The organism is Rathayibacter sp. VKM Ac-2856 (genome assembly GCF_013205055.1).
GTDB lineage: Bacteria > Actinomycetota > Actinomycetes > Actinomycetales > Microbacteriaceae > Rathayibacter.
Genome location: NZ_JABMLF010000001.1, coordinates 1,134,895 through 1,157,622, shown reverse-complemented (window position 1 = coordinate 1,157,622; position 22,728 = coordinate 1,134,895). Strand labels below are relative to the sequence as shown.

Here is a 22,728-nt window from a genome sequence, read left to right as displayed (position 1 = left end):
CTCGATACGCCGCTTCGCGGCTACTCGACCAGCATGGTGCGCCCACGGACCGCGTGCTCCGCTCGACTGCAGGCACTCCACGCGCCGGAACGGCTGGGGCGTCCGCTAGGCCGCGCGGCGGGCGATCGTGACGCGGGTCGTGTACGGCATGGCGAGGCGGTCGCCGGGCAGGGCGTCGACGACCTCGGCGACGGCGGCGAGCACCGCGGCGCGCTCCTGCTCCGGCATCGCGATGACGTAGCTGCGCGAGGCGAACATGTCGAGCAGGGCCGGCCGGTCGAGCTCGTGCTCCCACTCGAACTGCGCGTACGCGACGCGCTCGAGCGCCGAGCCGAGCGGCGGCTGCACCGTCTCGAAGCGCTCGGCCGTGGACGAGCCGGCGACCTCGCCGAGGCGCCGCACCCACGGCACCGACTCGTCGCGGATGTTCCAGACCAGCGCGAGCACGCCCTCCGGGACCAGCACCCGCGCGACCTCGGCGCTCGCCCGCCCGGCATCGACCCAGTGCCAGGACTGCGCGGCGGTGACCAGCTCGACGGAGGCGTCCGGCAGTGGGATCTCCTCCGCCGTCCCCGCCAGCGTCCGCACCGCCGGCAGCTGCGCGGCCAGCCGCGCCAGCATCGCCGCGTCGGGCTCGACGGCCGCGACGTCGAGCCCGCGCGCCACGAGCGAGGCGGTGAACTTGCCGGTGCCGGCCCCGAGATCCGCGGCGCGCACCCGGTCGGAGGCGTCCGCTCCGGCGGCCCGCGCGCGCTCGGGGACGAAGGCGCCGGCCACCCGGGCGGGTGCGTGGGCGACGACCCAGTCCACGGCGTCGTCCGGGTAGCCCGGGCGACCGCGATCGTAGGCGTCGACGGCGGAGCCGAACGAGCGGCCGAGGTCGGCGGAGGGGTCGGACGGAATCGAGTCGGAGGGCGTCATGCCCTCGACGCTACGCGTCCGGCGTCGTCGCCCCCAGGGTCCGCGCGAGGACGTCCACCGCGTAGCCGTAGCCCGCGATCCCGGCGCCGACGATCACGGCGACCGCGATGTCCGACAGGTAGGAGTGCCGGCGGAACTCCTCGCGCCGGTGCACGTTGCTGACATGCACCTCCACCAGCGGCAGCTCGGTCGCGAGCACGGCGTCGCGGATCGCGATCGAGGTGTGCGTGTAGGCGCCGACGTTCAGCACGAGCCCGGCGGCGTCACCGCGCGCGGCGTGCAGGCGGTCGATGATCGCGCCCTCCGAGTTGCTCTGGAAGAACTCGATCTCGAGGCCCAGCCCCTGCGCGGCGCGGGTGGCGAGCGCGTCGGCGTCGGCGAGCGTGTCGGAGCCGTAGACCGAGGGCTCGCGGGTGCCGAGGAGGTTCAGGTTCGGGCCGTTGACGACGAGGATCTTCACGCTCCGACCCTAGCGCCGGTCCGCGGGCGTGGGCCGGTCACGCGAGCGTCGCCGCGACGCCCACCGGGAGGGCCGGCAGCTGCGCCCGCAGGCGGATCAGCTCCTGTGCGTGCTCGTCGAGCCGGCGGTCCTCGTCGCTCTGCGGGGCGAGCGGGGGCACGGCGTCGGCCGCTCCGTCCGCGCCGCGCACGACGAAGACGCTCATGCACTGGGTCGTCAGCTCGAGAGCGCCGGTCCGCGGGTCGCCGGAGCGCACGTGGATCGCCAGGTGCATCGATCGCGGCCCGGTGTGGATCAGCCGCGCCTCCACCTCGACGAGGTGCCCGATGCGGACCGGGCGGTAGAAGTGGATGCCGCCGGAGTAGACGGCGACCGCGTCCCGGCCGCTCCAGCGCTGCGCGACGGCGTCGGCGGCCTCGTCGATCCAGCGCATCACGATGCCGCCGTGGGCGTTGCCGCCCCAGTTCACATCGCCGGGCGCGGCGAGGAAGCGGAAGACGATCCGCGGGCCGGTGCCCGCCTCGGTGTACTCCTGGGCGCGCATCACGTCGTGCAGGGCGCGGCGGCCGTCGATGCGGGCGGCGGCGCCCTCGGCGAGGGCCAGGTCCTCGATCGTGCGCGGGGTCCACTCGGGCACCGGGCGCGGCCGCTTCTCCTCATCGACGGCGACGAAGATCAGGAGGCAGTGCGTCGCGTCCGCGTAGCGCCCGGTACGGGGGTCGGCCTGGGCGACGCGCACCAGCACGTGCATGCTCGTGCGGCCGGTGTGGATGACCTGGGCGCTCGCCTCGATCAGGTGCCCGACGGTGATCGGGCGGGTGAAGTGCACGTTGCCGACGTACGCGGTCACGCAGTAGCCGCCGCTCCAGCCGACGGCGCAGGCGTAACCGGCCTTGTCGATCCACTCGAGCACGCGGCCGGCCTGGACGCTGCGGCCGTCGGCGGTCGCGTCCTGCGGCGCGGCGAGGAAGCGGAGGGTGATGCGGTCGTTCATGGTGCCCGTCTGGTCGCGCGAGGGAGGGGTGTGGGGTCGAGGAGCCGCGGGGGCGCCGCCGAGATCATGCTGGTCGAGGAGGAGCCGCGCGGGCAGCCCTCGTTTCATGCTGGTCGAGGAGGAGCTGCGCGGGCGGCCCCCCCGTCTCATGCTGGTCGAGGAGGAGCTGCGCGGGCGGCCCCCGTCTCATGCTGGTCGAGTAGCCGCGGCAGCGGCCCCACCATGCTGGTCGAGTAGCCGCGGCAGCGGCGTATCGAGACCTCGCGTGCGCCGACGGTGGATCTCGATACGCCCCTTCGGGGCTACTCGATCAGCATGGGGGCCAGGGGGAGTGGACCCGCGGAGGGGGATGCGAAGAAGGGGATGATCCCCTCCGCGGGCCACGATGGGCGCCGGCGCGGGGCCGGCGGGATCGGGGGTCAGGCCGCCTGGGCGTCCTGGGCGAGCAGCCGGAGCCGCAGCGCCCGGAGCTCCGCGGCCAGCTCGGGCGGCAGCCGGTCGCCGAAGCGGGCGAAGAACTGCTCGGTGAGCGCGCACTCGTCGAGCCAGGCGTCCACCGGGACCGAGAGCAGCTCCTCCTTCGCGGCCGCCGACAGGTTCAGCCCGTGCGTGTTCACCGACAGCGGCAGGTCGCCGATCGGGCTCGGCCGCGACTCCGCGAGCCCCTCCAGCCGCCGCACCATCCACTGCAGCACCCGCGCGTTGTCGCCGAAGCCGGGCCAGAGGAAGGAGCCGTCGGCGCCCTTGCGGAACCAGTTGACCTGGAAGATCGCCGGCGCCTTCTCGCCGAGGTCCGCGCCGACCGCGAGCCAGTGCGCGAAGTAGTCGGCCATGTTGTAGCCGCAGAAGGGCAGCATCGCGAACGGATCGCGGCGCAGCTCGCCGACCGTCCCCTCCGCTGCGGCCGTCTTCTCCGAGGCGATGGTCGCGCCGAGGAAGACGCCGTGCTGCCACGAGGTCGCCTGGGTCACCAGCGGCACGTTGCTGGCGCGCCGGCCGCCGAAGACGATCGCGTCCAGCGGCACGCCCTCGAAGGCGTCCCAGTCGTCCGACAGCGTCGGGCACTGCTCGATCGGCGAGGTGAAGCGCGCGTTCGGGTGCGCCGCCGGCGTCCCGGAGGCGGGGGTCCACGGCTCGCCGCGCCAGTCGGTCAGCCGCTCGGGCACCTCGTCGGTGAGTCCCTCCCACCAGACGTCGCCGTCCTCGCGCAGAGCGACGTTGGTGAAGATCGTGTTCCCCCAGAGCGTCTGCACGGCGTGCGGGTTGCTGCTCAGCCCCGTGCCGGGTGCGACACCGAAGAAGCCGGTCTCGGGGTTCATCGCGCGGAGGCGGCCGTCCGTGCCCTTGCGCATCCAGGTGATGTCGTCGCCGAGCGTCTCCACGCGCCAGCCGGGGATCGTCGGCTGCAGCATGGCGAGGTTCGTCTTGCCGCAGGCGCTCGGGAACGCGGCGGCCACGTGGTAGCTGCGCCCCTCGGGCGAGACGATCCGGATGAGGAGCATGTGCTCGGCCAGCCAGCCCTCGTCGCGTCCCATCGTCGAGGCGATCCGCAGGGCGAAGCACTTCTTCGCCAGCAGCGCGTTGCCGCCGTAGCCGGAGCCGAACGACCAGATCTCGCGCGTCTCGGGGAACTGGGTGATGTACTTCGTCGGATTGCACGGCCAGGCGACGTCCGCGCGGGTCGTGCCGTCGGCGTCGCGGAGCGGGAACCCGACGGAGTGCACGCCGCGGACGAAGTCGGTCTCCTCGGTGAAGGCCGCGAGCGGCGCGGAGCCGACGCGGGCCATGATCCGCATGTTCAGCACGGCGTAGGGGGAGTCGGTGAGCTGGACGCCGAGCTGCGAGAGCGGACCGCCGACCGGCCCCATCGAGAACGGGACGACGTAGAGGGTCCGGCCGCGCATGGCGCCGGTGAAGTGGGGAGCGAGCTCCTCCTTCATCGCCGAGGCCTCGCGCCAGTTGTTGGTCGGGCCCGCGTCGGCCTCGTCGGTGGTGCAGATGAAGGTGCGGTCCTCGACGCGGGCGACGTCGTCGGGGTCGGTGCGGGCGAGGAACGAGCCGGGCCGCCACTCCGGGTTGAGCGGGATCAGCGTGCCCTCGGCCACCATGCGGGCGGTGAGGCGGTACCACTCGGCGGGGGAGCCGTCGCACCACTCGACGGCATCGGGCTGGAGGATCGCGGCGGTCTCGCGGACCCAGCGGCGCAGGGCGAGCGGGGCGGGCGGCACGACCGGCGCGGCGACCGGGGTCGGCGCGGTGAGGGTGCGCGGTTCGAGGAGGAGGGTGTTGCTGTAGATGCTCATGCTGGCTCCGCTTTCAGTGCAGTCGTCGTCGACGGGGTGGGGAGTCGGTCCTCGTGGCGGTCGTGATCCGACATCTCGAGGGGCGCTCTCTGGCGCCTGAAGCCAGGATGGAGGAGGATCGGAGGGTATTTGCGGGGCTGAAGCCGTCAAGAACGGCTCTTTTTGCTCCTCCGTCACAACCGATCGCTGGAGCTCGCCGTGACCGACACCACCGCCCCCTCGTCCGGGACCGACGCCGCGCTGCTCGGGCAGCGGATCCGGCACTTCCGCACGCGGCGCGGTCTGACCCTCGGGCAGCTCGCCGAGCGCGTCGGCGTCTCGGGCAGTCAGCTCTCGCTGATCGAGACCGGGCGACGCGAGCCGCGCCTCTCGCTGATGCAGGGCCTCGCCTCCGCGCTGGGCGTCGAGCTGGCCGCGCTGCTCTCGGACGAGCCGCCGAGCGAGCGCGCCGCCCTCGAGATCGAGCTGGCGCGGGTGCAGAAGGGCTCGCTCTACCGCTCGCTCGGACTGCCCGAGTTCAAGGTGAACAAGGGGCTGACGACCCCGGTGCTCGAGGCGTTCCTCGGCGTCTACCGCGAGCTGGCGCGCCGTCGCAGCGAGGCCAGTGCGACACCGGAGGAGGCACGGCGCGCCAACACCGCGCAGCGTCTGCAGCTGCGCGAGCGCAACGCCCACCTGCCCGAGATCGAGGCGGTCGCCGGCGAGATGCTCCGCACGGTCGGCCACCGTGGCGGCGCGCTGACGCACAGCTCGGTCTCGAAGATGGCGCGCCACCTCGGCTTCGAGATCATCCACGTCGGCGATCTGCCGCACTCGGCGCGATCGGTGATCGACCTCGCGAACGGACGCATCTACCTCCCGCCCGCCTCCATCCCCGGCGGGCACGGACTGCGTGCGCTGGCGCTGCAGGCGATGGCGCACCGCCTGCTCGGTCACGAGCGCCCGGTCACCTACGCCGACTTCCTCCGGCAGCGGCTCGAGATCAACTACTTCGCCGCGGCCTGCCTGATGCCGCTGGAGCCGGCCGTCGCGTTCCTGGAGGAGGCGAAGCGCGACCGCGACATCTCGGTGGAGGACTTCCGCGACGGCTTCGGCGTCACGCACGAGGCGGCGGCGCTGCGCTTCACCAACCTGCTGACCTCGCACCTCGACATCCGCATGCACTTCCTCCGCGTGCTCGGTGACGGCTCGATCCAGAAGGCCTACGAGAACGACGGCCTGCCGCTGCCGACCGACGTGACCGGGGCCGTGGAGGGGCAGATCGTCTGCCGCTACTGGTCGGCGAGGTCGGCGTTCACCCGCACCAACCGCACGACGGAGTACTACCAGTACGTGGACACCCCGGCCGGAACCTTCTGGTCGGCGTCGCAGACCGGCACCACGGCGACGGAGGAGTTCTCGATCACCGTCGGCGTCCCCTTCGCCGAGGCGCGCTTCTTCCGCGGCCGCGACACCGACCGCCGCGAGCAGTCCCGCTGCCCCGACGAGTCCTGCTGCCGCCGCGCCCCCGCCGAGCTCGCCCAGCGCTGGGACGGCAACGCCTGGCCGAGCGCCCGCCTGCACGCGCACGTCCTCGCCCCGCTGCCCTCCGGCACCTTCCCCGGCATCGACGACGCCGAGGTCTACGAGTTCCTCGACACCCACGCCCGCGAGTCCTGACCCCCTCGCTCGCTCCTCCACACCCCCGTCCCCCTCCCGCGAGATGCCACTTATGAGGTGATTCCTCGGCGTGTCGAGCTCATAAGTGGCATCTCGATGAAGGGGGCTGTGGACAACGGACGCGGGGGATCGGCGAGTGCGGCAGCCTCCTGGGATGCAGGAGGAACGAGAGACCCGGATCGTGAACGCGTCGACGAGCGAGCTGGCGCGGCACCGGCTGGTGGCGGAGTACCCGGTCGCCGTGTTCCGCGGGGCCCGCGCCGAGGTCGAGCCGGCGACCTACGGCGAGAGGATCGCGGCGTTCGCCGCGGTGATGCGACCAGGGGAGTTCTTCTCGCACGCCACGGCCGCCCATCTGCTCCGACTGCCGGACCGGCGGGCGACGGAGACGACTCCTCTGCACGTCTCGGTCGCGCCCCCGATGCGCGCCGCGCGGCGCGTCGGGGTGAAGGCGCACCATCTCTGGGATGAGGGCGTCTCCGTCGTCGACGCCGGCTACCCCACGACGGATCCCGCGTCCACGTTCTGCCATCTCGCCGACTCGCGGTCGCTCGACGAGCTCGTCGTGCTCGGCGACGCGCTCGTGCGACCCGACGAGGAGGGGCGCCGACACGGCCTCCGCGTCGATCTCGAGATCCTCGCGGCCAGGACGGCACGGTACCGGGGTCGCGGCGGCCGACGTGCACGCGAGGCGATCGGCTTCGTCCGGGTCGGCTCGGAATCGCCGAAGGAGACGCTCCTCCGGCTGCTGCTGATCCGCGCCGGGCTTCCCGAGCCGGAGCTCAACGTCGAGCTCTACGACGCGGACGGCGTCTTCGTCGCCCGGGTGGATCTGCTCTACCGCGACCAGTGGGTCGTCGTCGAGTACGACGGCGACCAGCATCGGACGGACATCCGGCAGTACGAGCGGGACATCGCGCGAAGCGAGGCGATCCAGGCGCTCGGCTACCGGCACATCCGCGTGCGCCTCTCGGGTCTCCTCGAGCACCCCGAGGCCACGGCCGCCCGGGTCCGCCGCGCCCTCGGCCTCTGACCCCCTCCGCGAGATGCCACTTATGACGAGTCAGCGCGGCGTGTCGTGCTCATAAGTGGCATCTCGCGGAAGAGGAAGGGGGGTCAGTCGGAGATGAGGGCTCGGGCCGTGCCCTCGTCGAGGATGAGGTCGGTGAGGAGGCCGGCGGCGAGGGCTCCGCGCAGGCCCGGGAGCTTCGAGGCGCCCGAGACGACGCAGATGCGGCGGGACGCGCGGCGCACGGTGGAGAGGTCCGGACCGCTTGCACGTTCGTTCATGGGGATGTCGTCCCAGGTCCCGTCGGCCCGGTAGAACACCGTGGCGACGTCGCCGACGACGCCCGAGGCGCTGAGCGAGGTGAAGTCGCTCGGCTCGAGGTAGCCGCCGATGTAGACCTTCGAGGGGACCGCCGCGAAGGGCGAGCCGAGGCCGAACAGCGCGACGTCCATCCGCTGCTGCAGCTCGAGGACCCGCTTGGTCGACCGCTCGCGCCAGACCGCCTTCTTGGTCATCGGGTCGTCGAAGAACGCCGGCACCGGGAACTGCTGCACCTTCGCGGCGTAGGCGTCGCCGAAGCGGCGCAGGATCTCGCTCGAGTAGTTGATGCCCGTGGTCTCGGTGTTCCCCGCGCCGTTGAGCTGCACGATCTGCGTGTTGTGCGTCTCCTTGGCGATCAGGTGGCGGCTCATCGCGCTCATCGTCGAGCCCCAGGCGATGCCGACGATCATGTTCGAGTCGATGAATGGCCCGAGGATGCGCGCGGCCGAGAGGGCGACGCGCTCGAGCCGGTCGATCTCGCTGGTGTGGTCGGGCACCGGGACGATGTGCGCGGTGATGTCGAAGTGCGCGCGCACCTCGGCCGACAGCGCGCTCGCCCGGTCGAGGGGGGAGCGGATCTGGATGTCGACCAGCCCGGTCGCGCGGGCGTGCGAGAGCAGCCGCGACACCGAGGAGCGCGAGGTGTGCAGCTCGTGCGCGATGGCGTCCATCGTCAGGTCCTGCATGTAGTACAGCTGCGCGGCCCGGAGCGCATCGCGCGTCTTGTCGGGGTGGGTCGCGTGCGTCGTCTCGTCCAGTTCCACGACCGGTCGGACAGGGGTCATCAGCACTCCTTGCACGTATTTCCACCCGTCTTGACCGGATGTGTTGTCGGGTCAAGGATGGCTGTATTCCCTCGCGATATCAACCGTCCATCTGGGGCGGCCACACTCGCACGAGGCACTCGACGAAACACCTACGACACGAAGGCGAGTACGAAGTGGCACAGTCTGTCGGAACTCCCGGAAGCTCCTCCCTCCGCGAGAGCGTCTCCGCCCTGCGGGACACTCCCCGCGCGACCGTTCTCGTGATCGGCGGTGGCATCAACGGCATCGGGACCTTCCGCGAACTCGCGCTCAACGGCGTCGACGTCGCCCTCGTCGAGCGCGGCGACTACGTCTCGGGCGCGTCCAGCGCCTCGAGCCACATGATCCACGGCGGCATCCGCTACCTCGAGAACGGCGAGTTCCGTCTCGTCAACGAGGGTGTGCACGAGCGCAACGGGCTGCTCAAGATCGCTCCGCATTACGTGAAGCCGCTGCAGACCACGATCCCGATCTACTCGACGTTCTCGGGCATCCTGGCCGCGCCGCTGCGCTTCCTCACCCACAAGTCGGGCAAGCCCCAGGAGCGCGGCGCGCTGCTGATCAAGGTCGGCCTGACCCTGTACGACTTCTTCTCCCGCGACGGCGGCGTCGTCCCGCGCCACCAGTTCCACGGGCGCAAGCGCTCGCTGAACGAGCTGCCGAAGCTCGACCCGAAGATCAAGTACACGGCCACCTACTTCGACGCCTCCGTGCATGAGCCCGAGCGCCTGGCGCTCGACGTGCTGCGCGACGCGCTCGTCGGCGGCAAGAAGGCCCGCGCGGCCAACTACGTCGAGGCCGTCGGCACCTCCGAGAACGGCGTGCTGCTCCGCGACCGCGAGAGCGGCGAGGAGTTCGCCTTCCAGGCCGACGTCGTCGTCAACGTCTCCGGACCGTGGACCGACTTCACCAACACCGCGCTCGGCACGACCACGCAGTTCATGGGCGGCACCAAGGGCTCGCACATCGTGCTGGACAACCCCGAGCTGGTCGAGGCCTGCGAGGGCCGCGAGATGTTCTTCGAGCACAGCGACGGCCGCATCGTCCTGATCTACCCGCTCAAGGGCCGGGTCATGGTCGGCACCACCGACATCGAGGCCGACCCGAACGAGCCGGCCGTCTGCACCGAGGAGGAGATCGACTACTTCTTCGAGCTGGTGAACCACGTCTTCCCCTCGATCCCGGTCACCCGCGAGCAGATCGTCTTCAAGTTCTCCGGCATCCGCCCGCTGCCCCGTCACGACGACGAGACCCCCGGCTTCGTCTCCCGCGACTACCGCATCGAGCCCTCGACCCTGCCCGGCGGCAAGACCCCAGTGCTGAGCCTGGTCGGCGGCAAGTGGACGACGTTCCGCGCCCTGTCCGAGCACCTCTCGAACGAGGTCTTCAAGCGGATCGGCGTCACCCGGCGCGTCTCGACCGTCAAGACCGCGATCGGCGGCGGCAAGGGCTACCCGCGCACGGACGCCTCGCGCGCCCAGTGGATCAGCCAGCACCGCTCCGGTCTGTCCTCGGCCCGCACCGGCCAGCTGCTCGAGCGCTACGGCACCCGCGCGCAGGAGGTCATCGAGGCCCTGGCCGACGGCCACGACGAGGCGCTCGACTTCGACAAGGACTTCACCACCGGTGAGATCCGCTACCTCGCCCAGCGCGAGAGCGTCGTGCACCTGATCGACCTGGTCATGCGCCGCACCAACCACGCCTTCACCGGCGGGCTCAGCCGCGAGCTGCTCGAGGAGCTCGCGCAGCACACCGGCGAGGTCCTCGGCTGGGACGACGCCACCCGCGCTCGCGAGGTGGACGCGACGATCGAGCACCTCAAGACGTACAACGGCGTCGATGTCGGCGGCACCTCGATGCAGGCGCCGACGGCGGTCGCCGCCTCCTAGCCGGCGGGACGGCGCGGATCGACGGGAGTCCCGGTTCGAGAGAGTTCTCGGGCCGGGACTTCCGTCGTGACAACGCACAAACGTGCACGCGGCGTTCCTTGTCCCTCGGACAGGGCGCCGATAACTTCACAGACGGCGGGCACCGATGCCCGCCTCGGGCGCGCTGGCGCGTCCGCTCGATGCAAAGGAAATGGTCAACGTGGACAATCTCGGAGTGGTGTTCCTCGCGGAGGTCGTGGGGACGGCGATGCTCGTGCTCCTCGGCTGCGGCGTCGTCGCCAACGTGGCACTCGTCAAGAGCAAGGGCCTCAACGGCGGCACCCTGATGGTGAACTTCGGCTGGGGCTTCGCGGTCTTCGCCGGTGTGATCGTCTCCTACAACTCGGGCGCGCACCTCAACCCGGCCGTCACGCTCGGCCTCGCCGCCAGCGGAGCGACGGAGTTCGGCTCGGGCGTCCCGGTCAACATCGTCTCGATCCTGATGTACATCCTCGCCCAGATGATCGGTGCGATCATCGGCGCCGTCTTCGTCTGGCTCGCCTACAAGCAGCACTTCGACCAGGAGCCCGACCCGGCGAACAAGCTCGGCGTCTTCTCCACCGGCCCGGCCATCCGCAACTACGGCTGGAACTTCGTCACCGAGGTCATCGGCACCTTCGTCCTCGTCTTCGTCGTCATCGGCTTCGGCGGCGGACGCCAGGGCGACGGCGGACTCGCGGCGCTCGGCGCCCTGCCCGTCGCGATCCTGGTGATCTCGATCGGCGCCTCGCTCGGAGGCCCGACCGGCTACGCCATCAACCCCGCCCGTGACCTCGGCCCCCGCATCGCCCACGCGATCCTCCCCATCAAGGGCAAGGGCTCGAGCGACTGGAGCTACGCCTGGGTGCCCGTCGCGGGCCCGATCGTCGGCGGCGTGCTGGCAGGCCTCGCGTCGACCGCGCTGCTGCCGATCCTCTAGCCGGTCCTCACGGCCGACGGTCCCCGGGACCGTCACGCTCTCAGGCCCACTCCACTTCACCCCGTTACGAAGGAGTACTCATTCATGGCTGACTACGTCATCGCTATCGACCAGGGGACCACGTCGTCCCGCGCGATCATCTTCGACAAGAAGGGCTCGATCGTCTCGACCGGGCAGAAGGAGCACGAGCAGATCTTCCCGCGCGCGGGCTGGGTCGAGCACGACCCGATCGAGATCTGGAACAACGTCCGCGAGGTCATCGGCCAGGCGCTCTCCCGCGCCGACCTGACCCGCCACGACATCGCCTCCGTCGGCATCACCAACCAGCGCGAGACCGCCGTGGTCTGGGACCGGACCACCGGCAAGCCCGTCTACAACGCGATCGTCTGGCAGGACACCCGCACCCAGTCGATCGTCGACCGCCTCGCCGGCGACGAGGGCCCCGACCGCTTCAAGTCGATCGTCGGCCTCCCGCTGGCGACCTACTTCTCCGGCACCAAGATCGTCTGGATCCTCGAGAACGTCGACGGCGCCCGCGAGAAGGCGGAGGCCGGCGACTTGATGTTCGGCACCACCGACACCTGGGTGCTCTGGAATCTCACCGGCGGAGTCGACGGCGGCGTGCACAAGACCGACGTCACCAACGCCTCGCGCACCCTCTTCCTCGACCTCGAGACGCTCGAGTGGCGCGACGACATCCTCGAGGCCTTCGGGGTGCCGAAGTCGATGCTCCCCGAGGTCTGCTCCTCCTCCGAGGTCTACGGCCACGTCGAGTCCTCGTCGCTCCTGCGCGAGGTCCCGATCGCGGGCATCCTGGGCGACCAGCAGGCCGCGACCTTCGGCCAGGCGGCGTTCGATCCGGGCGAGGCGAAGAACACCTACGGCACCGGCAACTTCCTGATCTTCAACACCGGCACCGAGATCGTGCACTCCAAGAACGGGCTGCTCACGACCATCGGCTACAAGCTCGGCGACGGCGAGGTGCACTACGCGCTCGAGGGTTCGATCGCGGTCTCCGGCTCGCTGATCCAGTGGCTGCGCGACAACCTGGGTCTCATCGGCTCGGCTCCCGAGGTCGAGGCGCTGGCCGCCACGGTCGAGGACAACGGCGGCGCGTACTTCGTCCCCGCGTTCTCCGGTCTCTTCGCGCCGTACTGGCGAGCGGACGCGCGCGGTGCGCTCGTCGGCCTGACCCGCTACGTCAACAAGGGCCACATCGCCCGCGCCGCGCTCGAGGCGACCGCCTTCCAGACCCGCGAGGTCCTGGACGCGGTCAACGCCGACTCCGGCGTCCCGCTGCAGGAGCTCAAGGTCGACGGAGGCATGATCGCCAACAACCTGCTGATGCAGTTCCAGGCCGACATCCTCGGCGTCCCGGTCGTCCGGCCGGTCGTCGCGGAGACCACCGCGCTCGGTGCCGCGTACGCCGCGGGCCTCGCGGTCGGCTTCTGGGAGAACCTGGACGACCTGCGCCAGAACTGGCAGGAGGACTCGCGCTGGACCCCCTCGATGGACCAGGACGAGGCCGCCCGCCAGTACCGCCTCTGGAAGAAGGCCGTCACGAAGACCTTCGACTGGGTCGACGAGGACGTGCAGTAGTCACCGCACCGCCGAACGACGAGGGCCCGCGCACGCGATGTGCGCGGGCCCTCGTGCGTCTGCGGCGGATCTCGATGCGCCCGCTGCGCGGTCCCTGCTGGTCGAGCAGCGGCATGCGCGGTCCCTGCTGGTCGAGCAGCGGCATGCGCGGTCCCTGCTGGTCGAGCAGCGCGCAGCGCGTATCGAGACCCCGCCGAGCTCCGTCAGAGCAGCGGGCGGCGGCGACCCGTCGCGACGGCGACCACTGCGAGCACCAGCAGCCAGACCGGACCCGCCAGCACGGCCGTGGCCGTGGGTGGAGTGGACGCCGACAGGGCGGCGAGGGGCGCGACGTCCTCGAGCGCGGTGCCGCTCGTGAGGGTCGCGGCGCTCAGCGGAGCGAGGGCCGCGAAGAGCACGAACAGCGGTGCACGGACGATCGTGCCGATCAGGGCGCCCCAGATCGCGCCTGCGACGCCGACCACAGGGATCAGAGCCGCCGCTCCCGGATCGGGAGCGACCTCTCCTGCGGAGACCACCGCGACGCCGCCGAGTCCGATCGCGACGGACGCCGTCGCGAGCACCGCGCCGACGGTCGCCGCCGTCAGGAGCCGCGCGCCGAGGGCGGACCGGAGCCCCGACGAGAGCACGTCGCGCGCGAGGATCCCCTTCTCGAACGCGGCGGCCGTGCGCAGCGCGCCGAACGCGGCCGCGCCGACCGCACCGCCCTGCAGCAGCGCCGCCGTGATCGCGTGCTCGAGCGACTCCGACTCCCCGGGCGGGAGTGCGCGCAGATCGACCGGCGCCACGGCGAGGAGGAGCGGGAGCACGGGGAGCAGCCCGAAGACGAGACCCCAGAGCGGCGTCCGGCTCGCGACCACGCGTCGCAGCTCCGCGACGACGGCGCGGAGGAGGGGTCCTGCCGCTGCCGGCTCCGTCATCGGGCGCGCCGCCGTTCGAGGATCCGCGCGCCGAGGAGCGCCAGGATCGCCCAGACGGCCAGGACGGCGAGGGAGAGCGGCGGCGGGAGCATCCCCTCGACCGGCGCTCCGGTGGCTCCGGCGACGGCCCCGATGGGGAGCAGCCGCCCGACGTCGCGGGCGACGGTCAGGAGCGGTACGGCGAGGGCGGCGGGCAGGACCAGCACGATCGGGATGCACGCGTAGTAGTTCCGCACCGCGTAGCCGACGCCGACGCCGAGAGCGCCGCAGAGGGCGCAGGCGAGGACGACTCCGACCGAGGAGGACAGGAGCGAGGCGTCCGTGGTCAGGCGGCGATCGGCGGTCGCCAGGACCACCGCGGTGATCGGCCACCAGCCCGCCACCGCGACGAGCCCGAAGACCGCTCCCGAGATCGTGCCGGCCAGCGCCTTCGCGACGAGGATCGCGTCCCGGCTGCCGAGGAGGAGGGTCCGCTCGAGGGAGTGGTAGTAGGTCTCCCGGGTGTACGCGTACGCCCCGTAGAAGCACGCGCCGAGGGCGGCGCACGCCGCGAAGCCGAAGACGAACCGGGTCGCCTGGGCGTCGTCGAGTCCGCTGAGCCGGTCGACGGTGCCGGGCGCGTTCAGGCCGAACGCGGGGATCAGGATCGCGTAGGCGAGCAGGACAGGGAACGACGAGCCGCTGCGCGAACGGAGGATCTCGGCGCGCGCGAGGGCGACCGCGCGGCTCATCGGCCGGCCTCGCCCTCGACGAGGTCGAAGTAGCCGTCCTCCAGACTCCGCCCGCCCGAGCGGGTGAGCTCGTCGAGGGGCCCGTGGAAGAGCATCCGGCGCCGCAGCACCACGACCTCGTCGACGGTGTGCTCGAGCTCGGCGAGCTGATGGCTCGACACGAGGACCGTGCGCCCGCGCTCGGCCTCCGCTCGGATCAGGCGCCGCAGCCAGCGGATCCCCTCGGGATCGAGCCCGTTCGCCGGCTCGTCGAGGACCAGGATCTCCGGGTCGCCCGCGAGGGCCGACGCGAGACCGAGGCGCTGGCGCATGCCCGTCGAGTAGCCCCGGACCGGTCGACGACCCGCCTCGGCGAGCCCGACCCGCTCCAGCAGCTCGTCGACCCGGGAGAGGGGCGCCCCGACCGCGCGGCAGAGGATCGCGAGGTGCCGTCGGCCGGTGATCCCGTTCTCGAAGCCGAGGCCGTCGAGGTGCACGCCGACGACCCGGGCGGGCTCGCGCAGATCCGCGAAGCGGCGCCCGCCGACCCGGGCCTCACCCGCGTCCGGGCGCAGCAGTCCGACCAGCCCGCGGAGGGCCGTGCTCTTGCCGGCCCCGTTCGGGCCGAGCAGTCCGACGACCGAGCCCTGCCGCACGGAGAAGCTGAGGTCGTCCACGACGCGGCGCCCGCGGAAGGCCTTGGTGAAGTGCAGGAAGTCGAGAGCCGGGCTCATGGCGGACCTTTCCGGTGGGGGAGGGAGTGGGGGGAGGGTCATCGTCGTCGTGCGGTGGTCCCGCCGGCGCCGACCGGTCGTGCGGACAGGTCGTCGAGGAGGCTGTGCACGGGGTCGACGAGGGTCGGGTAGTCGCCGGAGACCGATCGCGCGAGCACCTTCGCGGCGGCGAAGGCGAGGGCGGGCCGCGCCTCGTCGGAGTGCAGGCGCTCGCCGAGCACCTCGACGAGCGACCGCCGGGCGTCGGGAGCGGCGAGGCAGTGCACGTAGAGGGTCGCGAGGTCGAGGTGCTCGGGGCCCCGGCCCCAGGCCTCCCAGTCCGCGATCCCGAGTGGAGCGACGAGCAGGTTGCCGGGGTGCAGGTCGCCGTGCGCGGTCGTCCATCGGCTCGTACCGCGCGGGAACCGGTCGCCGAAGAAGCTGTGGAGGAGGCGGTCCACCGTCGCCGGGACGGTCGACTCCCGCTCGGTCGGCACGACGGCGAGACGCTCGAGCACCCGGCCGAGCTCGACCCACACCGCCGGATCGACGGCGGTGCCGGGCGCGAGCTCCGGGGTGGGCGACAGGGGTCGGCCCGGGAGGCGGGTCATCAGCTCGGCTCGGAGGCGGTACCCGCCCACCTCGGGCAGGTCCCACTCCTCGACCGCGAGGACGTCGGGCTTCGGGAGCGCGGGCAGGACGCCGCTGTCCGCCGTGCCCGTCCACCACATCCCCTGGGCGAGCCCGGCGGGAGAGCTCACGAGGCGGAGCCAGAGCCGCTCGGCCCCGCGCCGGACGGGACCGGAGAGGGTCCGGCCGCGCCAGCCCGCGACCGTGCGGCCGTCGCTCGCGACGGCGAGCAGGCGGAGGGCGTGCGCGAAGGCGGTGTCGAGCGCAGTGGCGGCGGTCATCGCCCGACCTCCAGGCGCCGCAGCGCGGCGCCCGCGACGAGGTCGAGCACCGCGCCGCCGACCGTCCCGTCACCGAGGGCGATCGAGGCACCGCCGACCTCGGCGGGATCCGCTCCCTCGGGCAGGGCGAGGCGGTAGCCCACGGCCGGCACGTCGCCGAGCCCGCTGAGGGGCGCGAGCGCCGCGACGGGGGCGTCCAGCGACTCCGCGGGGCCGTCCACGACCGCCGTCGACCGCGGGGAGCGGACGGCGATCCCGTTGCTGGTCAGCCGCACCGGAGTGCCGGGCACGATCCTCGGATCGGCCGAGGTCCGGACGAGGAGGGTCTCGCCGGCGCGGACGACGTAGCCGCCCTCGATGCGCTCCTCGAGGGGGAGGGCGCCGACCCCGGCGAGAGTGGCGGCGAGGACTGCGGTGGCGCCGACCACCCGGAGGGCTCCCACGCCGCCCCTCCTCGCGGCTCGGGCGAACCGGACGACGGCGACGGCGAGCACGCCGAGCAGCGCCGCGGCGAACACCAGCGCGAGGACCGCCCCCGGCTCGGTGAGGGTCAGGACGGGGACGCTGCGGAGGTAGGCCCAGCCGATCAGGAGCAGGGCGAAGGCGCGGCAGCCGACTCCGAACAGGACGAGCCAGGGGGAGCTGCGTGGAGCGGTGCCGCCCAGCAGGCGCAGGACGGCGTCGCCGGCGGCGCGGATCGCGGTTCTCCGCAGGAACGGCCGGTCGAGGACCGCGACCAGGGCGAGGTAGCCGTCGAGGTGCACGAGCGGGAGGAGATTGGTCAGCGCGCTGAGCGCGGCCGCGACGACGAAGCAGGAGAGGGCGGCCCTGCCCGTCGGCGCCCACAGCAGCGCGGTGGCGGCGCTCGCCGCGAGGACGAGGTGCACCGCCGGGCCGGCGAGCGCGACCGCCGCGCGGGAGCGCCGGTCGCCGAGGCGCCAGCCGTCGGTGACGTCGCAGAAGAACGCGGGGGCGAGGTAGAAGATCATCACCCCGGCCCTGCGGGGTCGTCCGCCGAGAGCGGCGAGGGAGACGGCATGACCGGCCTCGTGCACCGCTCCCGCGAGCAGGAACGCGGCGGAGACCACGAGGAGCGAGGGCAGCGGCAGCGGCTCGCTCAGGACCGCGCCGATCTCGGTGCCGTGGACGATCGCGCTCACGCCGCCCAGGAGCAGCACTGCGCCGACCGCGGCGCCGGCGAGCAGCCGGATCGGCCGACGGCGCAGGAGCCGCGCGAGGGCGAGCGCCGGACGCGTCGCATCGAGCAGGGTCAGCTCGAGACTCGCCGGCGGGCGGAACCGCAGCCGCGCGGACCTCGGCTCGCGGCGCTCGGAACCGGCCAGGAGCCCGGCCGTCGCGAACTCGCGGAGCAGGCGGTCGGCCTCCTCCTGAGTGAGGGACTCGACGGACCGGGACGCCGTCTCGGCGCCGCCGGTGGTCGTGCCGCCGGGGGTCGTGCCACCGGCTCCCGCCCCGCCGACGTCGCCGCCACCGGCGCGCAGCCCCGCGGCGAAGGTCGCCACGGCCGGCCCGACCCGGGCCCGCGGAACGCCGTGCACCGAGAGGATCCAGGGGGCGCCGGGCGCGATCGGCGCATCGATCGTCACGCTCTCCGCCAGCCGGGGCGCGCGGCCGCTCACGACCGGACCAGCTGCAGCAGCGTCGAGTCCTCGGTCTCCGCCAGCTCGGTGCGCCCGGCGACGCGCAGCCCCGCGAGCGCGGCCTCCTCCGACACCTCGTCGGCATCGACAACGTTCACCCGCGAGTGGAAGAGGCGCGCCATCGCCCGACCGTCCGCGTCGGCGCCGAGCTGCACGACCTCGACGTCGCGGTGCAGCCCGTCGGGCGTGACGGCGGAGGTGACGACGGCCGCTCCCGGTCCGCCGCACGGGCCGGGCACGGCGCGCACCCGCGAGCTCCGGCTGCCGGCGACGTAGGCGTGGCCGGCCGTCGAGGCGGTGATCAGCAGGACCCCGCCGTCCGCGAGGTGCGCGCGGGCGACCCGGAGGAAGGCCTGCCGTCCGGCTCGGTCGAGGAGCGCGATGGACGTGGCCCCGAGCACGACGGCGCCGAAGCGCTCCGGCAGGTGGAAGCAGGTCATGTCGCCGACCAGCGCCCGGGAGCCTGCGGCGATCCGGGCGGCGGGGAGCGTCGCGATCCGCGAGCGGAGGATGTCGATCATCGTCGGCGAGAGATCGACGGCGACGACGGGGCGGCCGAGACCGAGCAGCGGCACGGTCAGGCGTCCGCCGCCGCTGGCCAGCTCGAGGATCGGTCCCCCGGTGCGGCGGACCGCCGCCAGCAGCGGGCTGATCTCGCTGCGGTCGTCGGCGGTGAAGTGCTCGTAGACGACGGACCCGTCGGGGCCGTAGAGGTCCTCCGGCGCGACGGGCTCCGCGGAGAGTGCGCTGAGGAGCGCGGCGCTCGCGGCGGTGGGCTGCGGGGTATCCGCGTGCTGGTGCATGGTCGCTCCGGTTCTCGGGCAGGGCTGCGGGGTGGGGATGGTCTTGGGGGAGCGGTTCCGGGCGCGAGGCACCCGGAACCGCTCGGACGGCGGAGCCGCCTAGGTCGCCAGCAGGACGATGCCGCCGAGCCCGATGATGACCCTCAGGCCCCAATCGGCGGTTCTCCAGCCGTCGGCGGGAGCGACGGCCGGCTCGATCTCCTCGAAGAGAGTGCTGTTCTCCATTTCTCACCTCCTTCATGAGAGGACAGGGTTCGTCTGCGCTAGGTCAGGACGATCGCGCCGAGTCCCAGCCCGACGGCGATCCCGAGCTTCGTCGCGATGTACCAGTCCGAATCCGGTGCGGACATCGATTCGATCTCCTCGAATCGCAGGTCTGCGGATGCGTGCATGTCTTCTCCTCCTCTCCTGCTCTCTCGTCGTGTCGGCCTCGCGGTCGCGGGGCCGATCCCAGCGGTGCCGCGGCTCAGGTGAGGAGACCGAGGAAGAGCCCCGCGACGAGGATCCCCGTGCCGAAGCCCTGGCGCGCCGACTCCCAGTCGGGAGCGACCGCCGGCTCCAGCTCCTGGAAGGCGAGCTCGTTCTGCGTGATCATGTGTTCACCTCCCTCATCCGTTCGGTGGACCTGCGCGGGCGGAACGCCGCGCGCAGGAGTCTCAGGGCGTCGTCGATCGCGAGGCCGGGCAGTGCCGAGCGGCCCCATCGAGCGACGATCGCGGGGGCCGCGTCGAGGAGTGCGCGGTCCTCGACGGCGGGCACGGCGATCCCCCACCGCTCGGACCACTGGGCGCTGCCCACGACGGGATCGGGGTGGAGCTCGAGGGGAGCGGCGAACCAGTGCCACACGACTCGTCGCCGCGCGCGGCGCTCGGCCGAGTCACGACTCCAGAGGACGGGCAGCAGGGGCATCGTCGCCGGCACCTTCCGCAGGCCGGCGCGGCTGCTCACCTCGTTCGCCAGGTACCAGTGCGTCGCCGCGAAGGGATCGGCCGTCGCCGACCGCAGCACGTCGTGGCTGGCGGCGCTCGCCGAGCCGAGGGCGGCGCGGTCGGCCCGGTGGACGACTCCGGTGCCCCCGGCGACGCGGCCGCCGGCGTCCGCGAGCGACTCGAGGAGTCGTCGCGCCGGAGCGTCGGCGGAGCGATCCGCCGGCGACCCGGACCGCGAGCCGATCAGCCGCAGGGCCGCTTCCGCCGCTCCCTCGAGGACGGAGGACCGGGGCAGCGTCGCGGTGAGATCGGCGTCGAGCAGTGCCGCGTCCGCTCGGAGCGCATCGCCGACCACGACCGACCGCAGGCCGTCGATCTCCCGGCAGGCCGCGGCGCTCGTCTCGCTGCCCGGTCCGATCGTCGACGGGACCAGGACGAGCCGGGGGAGCCGGGCCGACGCGGGCGGAACCGGCGCGAGGAGCCCGCCGTGCCGGCCGAGCAGGGTGTCGATGCGCGGACGGTGGGCGCGGTCCGCGGCGAAGAGCCGCGCCAGCGCCGCGATGTCGTGCAGCCTGCCGCCGCCGATGCCGACCAGGCGGTCCGGACGGACCGCGCGGAGGGCGCGATCGACGCGGTCGAGGAGCGCACCCTGCTCCTCCGTCACGTCGAGGACGGCGAGCGTGCCGGGGAGGGACTCCGGATCGACGAGGCCGTTCCGGAGGAGAGCGCTGTCGAGGACGACCAGCGTCCGCCGCGCACCGCTCGTCGCAGCGTCCGCGTCGAGCCCTGTGCGCAGATCCGTGCTGAGGCCGCTCATGCGTCGAGCGCCGCACCGACGATGCCGGGCAGCACCGCCAGGTCCGCGTCGCTCACCACGGCGGCGGGGAGGAACTGGATGCCGCCCGGCGCCGGGTGCACGACCGCTCCGCGCCGCCTGATCTCCTCCACCAGGCCGAGGACCTCGGCCGAGGTGGCGACTCCCCGGATCCGCAGAGCTCGGAAGCAGCCGACTCCGGAGTGCCCGAGCACCCGCGGGTGAGCGCCGAGGGTGTCGATCACCCGGTCGAGGCCGGCACTCACCCGGGGGAATCCGTCGGGTCCGAGGAGCTCGGGGAGTCGCGCCAGGCTCTCCAGCACGGCGGCGCAGACGGCGGGTGTCCCGGCCTGCGTCTCGGCGTGGACGAAGGGAGCGTCCGCCGCGTCGATCTCCGCGAGGAGCCGCTCACCGAGGACGACGGCGGCCGCGGCGAGCGTGCCGTTCGTCAGTGCCTTCGACAGGACGACCGCGTCCGGCACGAACGGCCAGCGGGAGGAGGCGAGGAAGGGGCCGGCCCGGCCGAAGCCCGTCGCCACCTCGTCGGCGACGACCGGGACACCGTCGCGCGAGGCGCGCTGCAGCACCGCCAGGACGTCGTCGGACAGCTCGAGGGCACCGGATCCGAGGACGGGCTCCACGACGATCCCGCAGATCCGCCGCCCCTCGCGGAGCAGCAGCGACTCCAGGGCGCCAGGGTCGTCGTGCGCCACATGGCGGACGCCCGACCGGTCGACGCCGTAGAGGTCCTGGGCGAGCCGGTCGCCGCTCAGGGCGTGGGCGCCGTAGGTCAGCCCGTGGTAGCTGCCGGACAGGCCGACGACCAGACGCCGGTCCGGTCGCCCGAGGAGGGCGGCCCGCTGACGGAGCAGCTTCATGACCGCGTCGTTCGCGCTGCCGCCCGAGGTGGTGAAGAAGACCCGGGTGAAGGAGGAGTGCGGGAAGGACCCTCCGACCGCCGACAGGAGGGCGGCTGCCGCCCGTTCCGCCCAGGGGTGACCGCGCCGGAACAGGGGGAGGTAGGACGCCGCCGCCAGTGCATCCGCGATCGCCGCGGTGAACTCGGGTCGTCCGTGCCCGAACGGCACGTTCCAGAGGCCGCTCGCGACGTCGATCGCCTCGACCCCGTCGGCGAAGAGGATCCTGGCGCCCGACGCACCCGTGGCGGCCACAGTCGCTGCGGCGACGGACGGCGGGACGAGCGGGAGGAGGACCGCGGAGGCGCTCATGCCTCTCCTCGGAGAGCGACGCCCTCGCGCTCGAAGCCCCCGATGATCCGTTCGACGAACGAGGCGTCCACCGCGTCCTCCTCGGGGAGTCGCCCCTCCGCGCCCCCTGTCCCACCGCCGAGCAGGTGCTCGACGACGACGGCGGCCCGGGCGGTCAGTGCGAAGCGCCGCAGGGATCGAGGCTGCACGAGCACCCGCTCCTCGCCCCGGTGCAGGAGGAGGAGGTCGGAGCGCGTGATCCTCGACGCGTCGCCACCGGGAGCGACCGTCGTGCCGAGGCCGGACACCGACCTGGCCGGGCCGTCGTCCTGAGGGGCCGCGAAGGCGAGAGCGGCGCGGTACAGACCCAGCCAGGGACGATCGGTCACGTCCGCGGCGAGGTCGCCGCCCAGGCCGGCGAGCCGGGCGAGCGGCGGGTGGGACCGGTCCAGCGCCGCCGCCAGGGGGCCGGGATCGCCGAGGTCCCCGAGGACGGCGCCGTCCTGGCCGAGTCGCGCCACACCGTCCCGGTCGACGTCGACGGCGGCCACGGGGACGGGATCGCCGGCGTCGACGAGCGGTGCTCCGCTCACCGCGACGGTCGCGCCGAGGAGCTGGGGGAGCAGGCGACCGCTGTTCCGCGCCGCATCCGCGTCCTCGAGGTACGCACGCCAGCCGTCGAGGTCCCGGAGGCGCGCGATGGTCGCTCCCGTGAGCGGCAGGAAGGCGATCGAGGCGTAGTCCTCGACCTGCACCCGCAGCCCGCTGAACCACGCCTCGTCCCCCGGCTCGTCCAGTCCTCCGCGGTAGGGGGCCACCGTCGCTCCGGTGTGGCTCGGAGGAGGCGTGCGGTCGTCGTCCGCTGCGCGGTCGTCGGGGACGAGCAGGACGTCGCCGGGACGGAGGAGCTGCTCCACCGCTCCCTGCAGACGAGCGTCGGCGACGCGGAGCACGCGCCCCGCGCCCTCGCCGCTCGGGTCGCCGGTCACCCACTGCCGGACGGCCGCCGCGACGCCTCGCCGATCCTCTGGATCGGGGGCGGTGTCGGCGCTGGCGCCGGGGGAGGGTGTGGGGAGGTGTGCCATACGCAGATGGTAAGCGACGGTTGCTCACGCCTGTCAAGCCCGATTCGTCACGGCG

At 73.0% G+C, this 22,728-nt stretch carries 22 protein-coding genes; 5 read left to right on the top strand and 17 right to left on the bottom strand.

Annotation, left to right across the window (positions count from 1 at the left end):
• Nucleotides 1–105: 105 nt before the first annotated feature.
• The 4 genes from HQQ82_RS05305 to HQQ82_RS05290 all read right to left on the bottom strand — a co-directional run bounded on the left by HQQ82_RS05305 (nt 106) and on the right by HQQ82_RS05290 (nt 4,678).
• The gene (locus HQQ82_RS05305; protein WP_173231973.1) at nt 106–921 is read right to left on the bottom strand and encodes a class I SAM-dependent methyltransferase; all 816 of its coding nucleotides are present in this window, start codon (nt 919–921) and stop codon (nt 106–108) included.
• A 10-nt stretch (nt 922–931) separates the two neighbouring features.
• The gene (gene aroQ / locus HQQ82_RS05300) at nt 932–1,381 is read right to left on the bottom strand and encodes a type II 3-dehydroquinate dehydratase (RefSeq protein WP_173231972.1); all 450 of its coding nucleotides are present in this window, start codon (nt 1,379–1,381) and stop codon (nt 932–934) included.
• A gap of 37 nt (nt 1,382–1,418) precedes the next feature.
• A complete protein-coding gene (locus tag HQQ82_RS05295) occupies nt 1,419–2,375 on the bottom strand; it encodes an acyl-CoA thioesterase (RefSeq protein ID WP_173231971.1) in 957 nt (318 codons plus the stop codon).
• A gap of 419 nt (nt 2,376–2,794) precedes the next feature.
• On the bottom strand, nt 2,795–4,678 hold the full coding sequence (locus tag HQQ82_RS05290) for a phosphoenolpyruvate carboxykinase (GTP) (RefSeq protein ID WP_173231970.1): 1,884 nt from the start codon (nt 4,676–4,678) through the stop codon (nt 2,795–2,797).
• A gap of 198 nt (nt 4,679–4,876) precedes the next feature.
• Between HQQ82_RS05290 and HQQ82_RS05285 the strand changes: the two genes are divergently transcribed.
• Nucleotides 4,877–6,337, top strand: coding sequence for an XRE family transcriptional regulator (locus HQQ82_RS05285; protein WP_173231969.1), 1,461 nt, complete (start codon nt 4,877–4,879; stop codon nt 6,335–6,337).
• A 154-nt stretch (nt 6,338–6,491) separates the two neighbouring features.
• Nucleotides 6,492–7,370 carry an endonuclease domain-containing protein gene (locus HQQ82_RS05280; protein ID WP_173231968.1) on the top strand — a complete coding sequence of 293 codons (879 nt, stop codon included), beginning with the start codon at nt 6,492–6,494 and terminating at the stop codon, nt 7,368–7,370.
• An 83-nt stretch (nt 7,371–7,453) separates the two neighbouring features.
• On the opposite strand, the gene HQQ82_RS05275 is transcribed toward HQQ82_RS05280, so the two are convergent.
• A complete protein-coding gene (locus HQQ82_RS05275) occupies nt 7,454–8,452 on the bottom strand; it encodes a sugar-binding transcriptional regulator (protein ID WP_173231967.1) in 999 nt (332 codons plus the stop codon).
• A 155-nt stretch (nt 8,453–8,607) separates the two neighbouring features.
• On the opposite strand from HQQ82_RS05275, the gene HQQ82_RS05270 reads away from it, so the two are divergent.
• The 3 genes from HQQ82_RS05270 (at nt 8,608) to glpK (ending at nt 12,919) form a co-directional block, all read left to right on the top strand.
• Nucleotides 8,608–10,362, top strand: a complete 1,755-nt coding sequence (locus HQQ82_RS05270; protein ID WP_367947822.1) for a glycerol-3-phosphate dehydrogenase/oxidase — start codon at nt 8,608–8,610, stop codon at nt 10,360–10,362.
• 190 nt (nt 10,363–10,552) lie between these two features.
• Entirely contained in the window at nt 10,553–11,320 is a 768-nt protein-coding gene (locus HQQ82_RS05265; RefSeq protein ID WP_173231965.1) for an MIP/aquaporin family protein, read from the top strand.
• A gap of 84 nt (nt 11,321–11,404) precedes the next feature.
• Complete coding sequence (gene glpK, locus HQQ82_RS05260) at nt 11,405–12,919, top strand: glycerol kinase GlpK (protein WP_173231964.1); 1,515 nt, start codon at nt 11,405–11,407, stop codon at nt 12,917–12,919.
• A 203-nt stretch (nt 12,920–13,122) separates the two neighbouring features.
• Here the strand turns inward: glpK and HQQ82_RS05255 are convergent, their stop codons facing one another.
• The 12 genes from HQQ82_RS05255 to HQQ82_RS05215 form a co-directional block, all read right to left on the bottom strand.
• Nucleotides 13,123–13,839 carry a hypothetical protein gene (locus HQQ82_RS05255; protein WP_173231963.1) on the bottom strand — a complete coding sequence of 239 codons (717 nt, stop codon included), beginning with the start codon at nt 13,837–13,839 and terminating at the stop codon, nt 13,123–13,125.
• Nucleotides 13,836–14,570, bottom strand: a complete 735-nt coding sequence (locus tag HQQ82_RS05250; RefSeq protein WP_173231962.1) for a hypothetical protein — start codon at nt 14,568–14,570, stop codon at nt 13,836–13,838. Before HQQ82_RS05250 ends, HQQ82_RS05255 begins: the two co-directional genes overlap by 4 nt.
• Nucleotides 14,567–15,283, bottom strand: a complete 717-nt coding sequence (locus HQQ82_RS05245; protein WP_173231961.1) for an ABC transporter ATP-binding protein — start codon at nt 15,281–15,283, stop codon at nt 14,567–14,569. The genes HQQ82_RS05250 and HQQ82_RS05245 overlap by 4 nt, the downstream gene beginning before the upstream one ends.
• A gap of 38 nt (nt 15,284–15,321) precedes the next feature.
• A complete protein-coding gene (locus HQQ82_RS05240) occupies nt 15,322–16,173 on the bottom strand; it encodes a phosphotransferase (protein ID WP_173231960.1) in 852 nt (283 codons plus the stop codon).
• Nucleotides 16,170–17,813 carry a daptide biosynthesis intramembrane metalloprotease gene (gene mpaP, locus HQQ82_RS05235; RefSeq protein WP_173239154.1) on the bottom strand — a complete coding sequence of 548 codons (1,644 nt, stop codon included), beginning with the start codon at nt 17,811–17,813 and terminating at the stop codon, nt 16,170–16,172. The genes HQQ82_RS05240 and mpaP overlap by 4 nt, the downstream gene beginning before the upstream one ends.
• A complete protein-coding gene (gene mpaM, locus HQQ82_RS05230) occupies nt 17,810–18,637 on the bottom strand; it encodes a daptide-type RiPP biosynthesis methyltransferase (RefSeq protein ID WP_173231958.1) in 828 nt (275 codons plus the stop codon). Before mpaM ends, mpaP begins: the two co-directional genes overlap by 4 nt.
• 99 nt (nt 18,638–18,736) lie before the next feature.
• A complete protein-coding gene (locus tag HQQ82_RS20265) occupies nt 18,737–18,862 on the bottom strand; it encodes a hypothetical protein (RefSeq protein WP_301952385.1) in 126 nt (41 codons plus the stop codon).
• A 38-nt stretch (nt 18,863–18,900) separates the two neighbouring features.
• A complete protein-coding gene (locus HQQ82_RS20260; RefSeq protein WP_301952384.1) occupies nt 18,901–19,029 on the bottom strand; it encodes a daptide-type RiPP in 129 nt (42 codons plus the stop codon).
• A gap of 74 nt (nt 19,030–19,103) precedes the next feature.
• A complete protein-coding gene (locus HQQ82_RS20255) occupies nt 19,104–19,232 on the bottom strand; it encodes a hypothetical protein (protein WP_301952383.1) in 129 nt (42 codons plus the stop codon).
• Complete coding sequence (locus HQQ82_RS05225; RefSeq protein WP_173231957.1) at nt 19,229–20,383, bottom strand: iron-containing alcohol dehydrogenase; 1,155 nt, start codon at nt 20,381–20,383, stop codon at nt 19,229–19,231. The genes HQQ82_RS20255 and HQQ82_RS05225 overlap by 4 nt, the downstream gene beginning before the upstream one ends.
• Complete coding sequence (gene mpaD / locus HQQ82_RS05220; RefSeq protein WP_173231956.1) at nt 20,380–21,609, bottom strand: daptide-type RiPP biosynthesis aminotransferase; 1,230 nt, start codon at nt 21,607–21,609, stop codon at nt 20,380–20,382. Before mpaD ends, HQQ82_RS05225 begins: the two co-directional genes overlap by 4 nt.
• Nucleotides 21,606–22,673 carry a hypothetical protein gene (locus HQQ82_RS05215; RefSeq protein ID WP_173231955.1) on the bottom strand — a complete coding sequence of 356 codons (1,068 nt, stop codon included), beginning with the start codon at nt 22,671–22,673 and terminating at the stop codon, nt 21,606–21,608. The genes mpaD and HQQ82_RS05215 overlap by 4 nt, the downstream gene beginning before the upstream one ends.
• Nucleotides 22,674–22,728 lie beyond the last annotated feature (55 nt).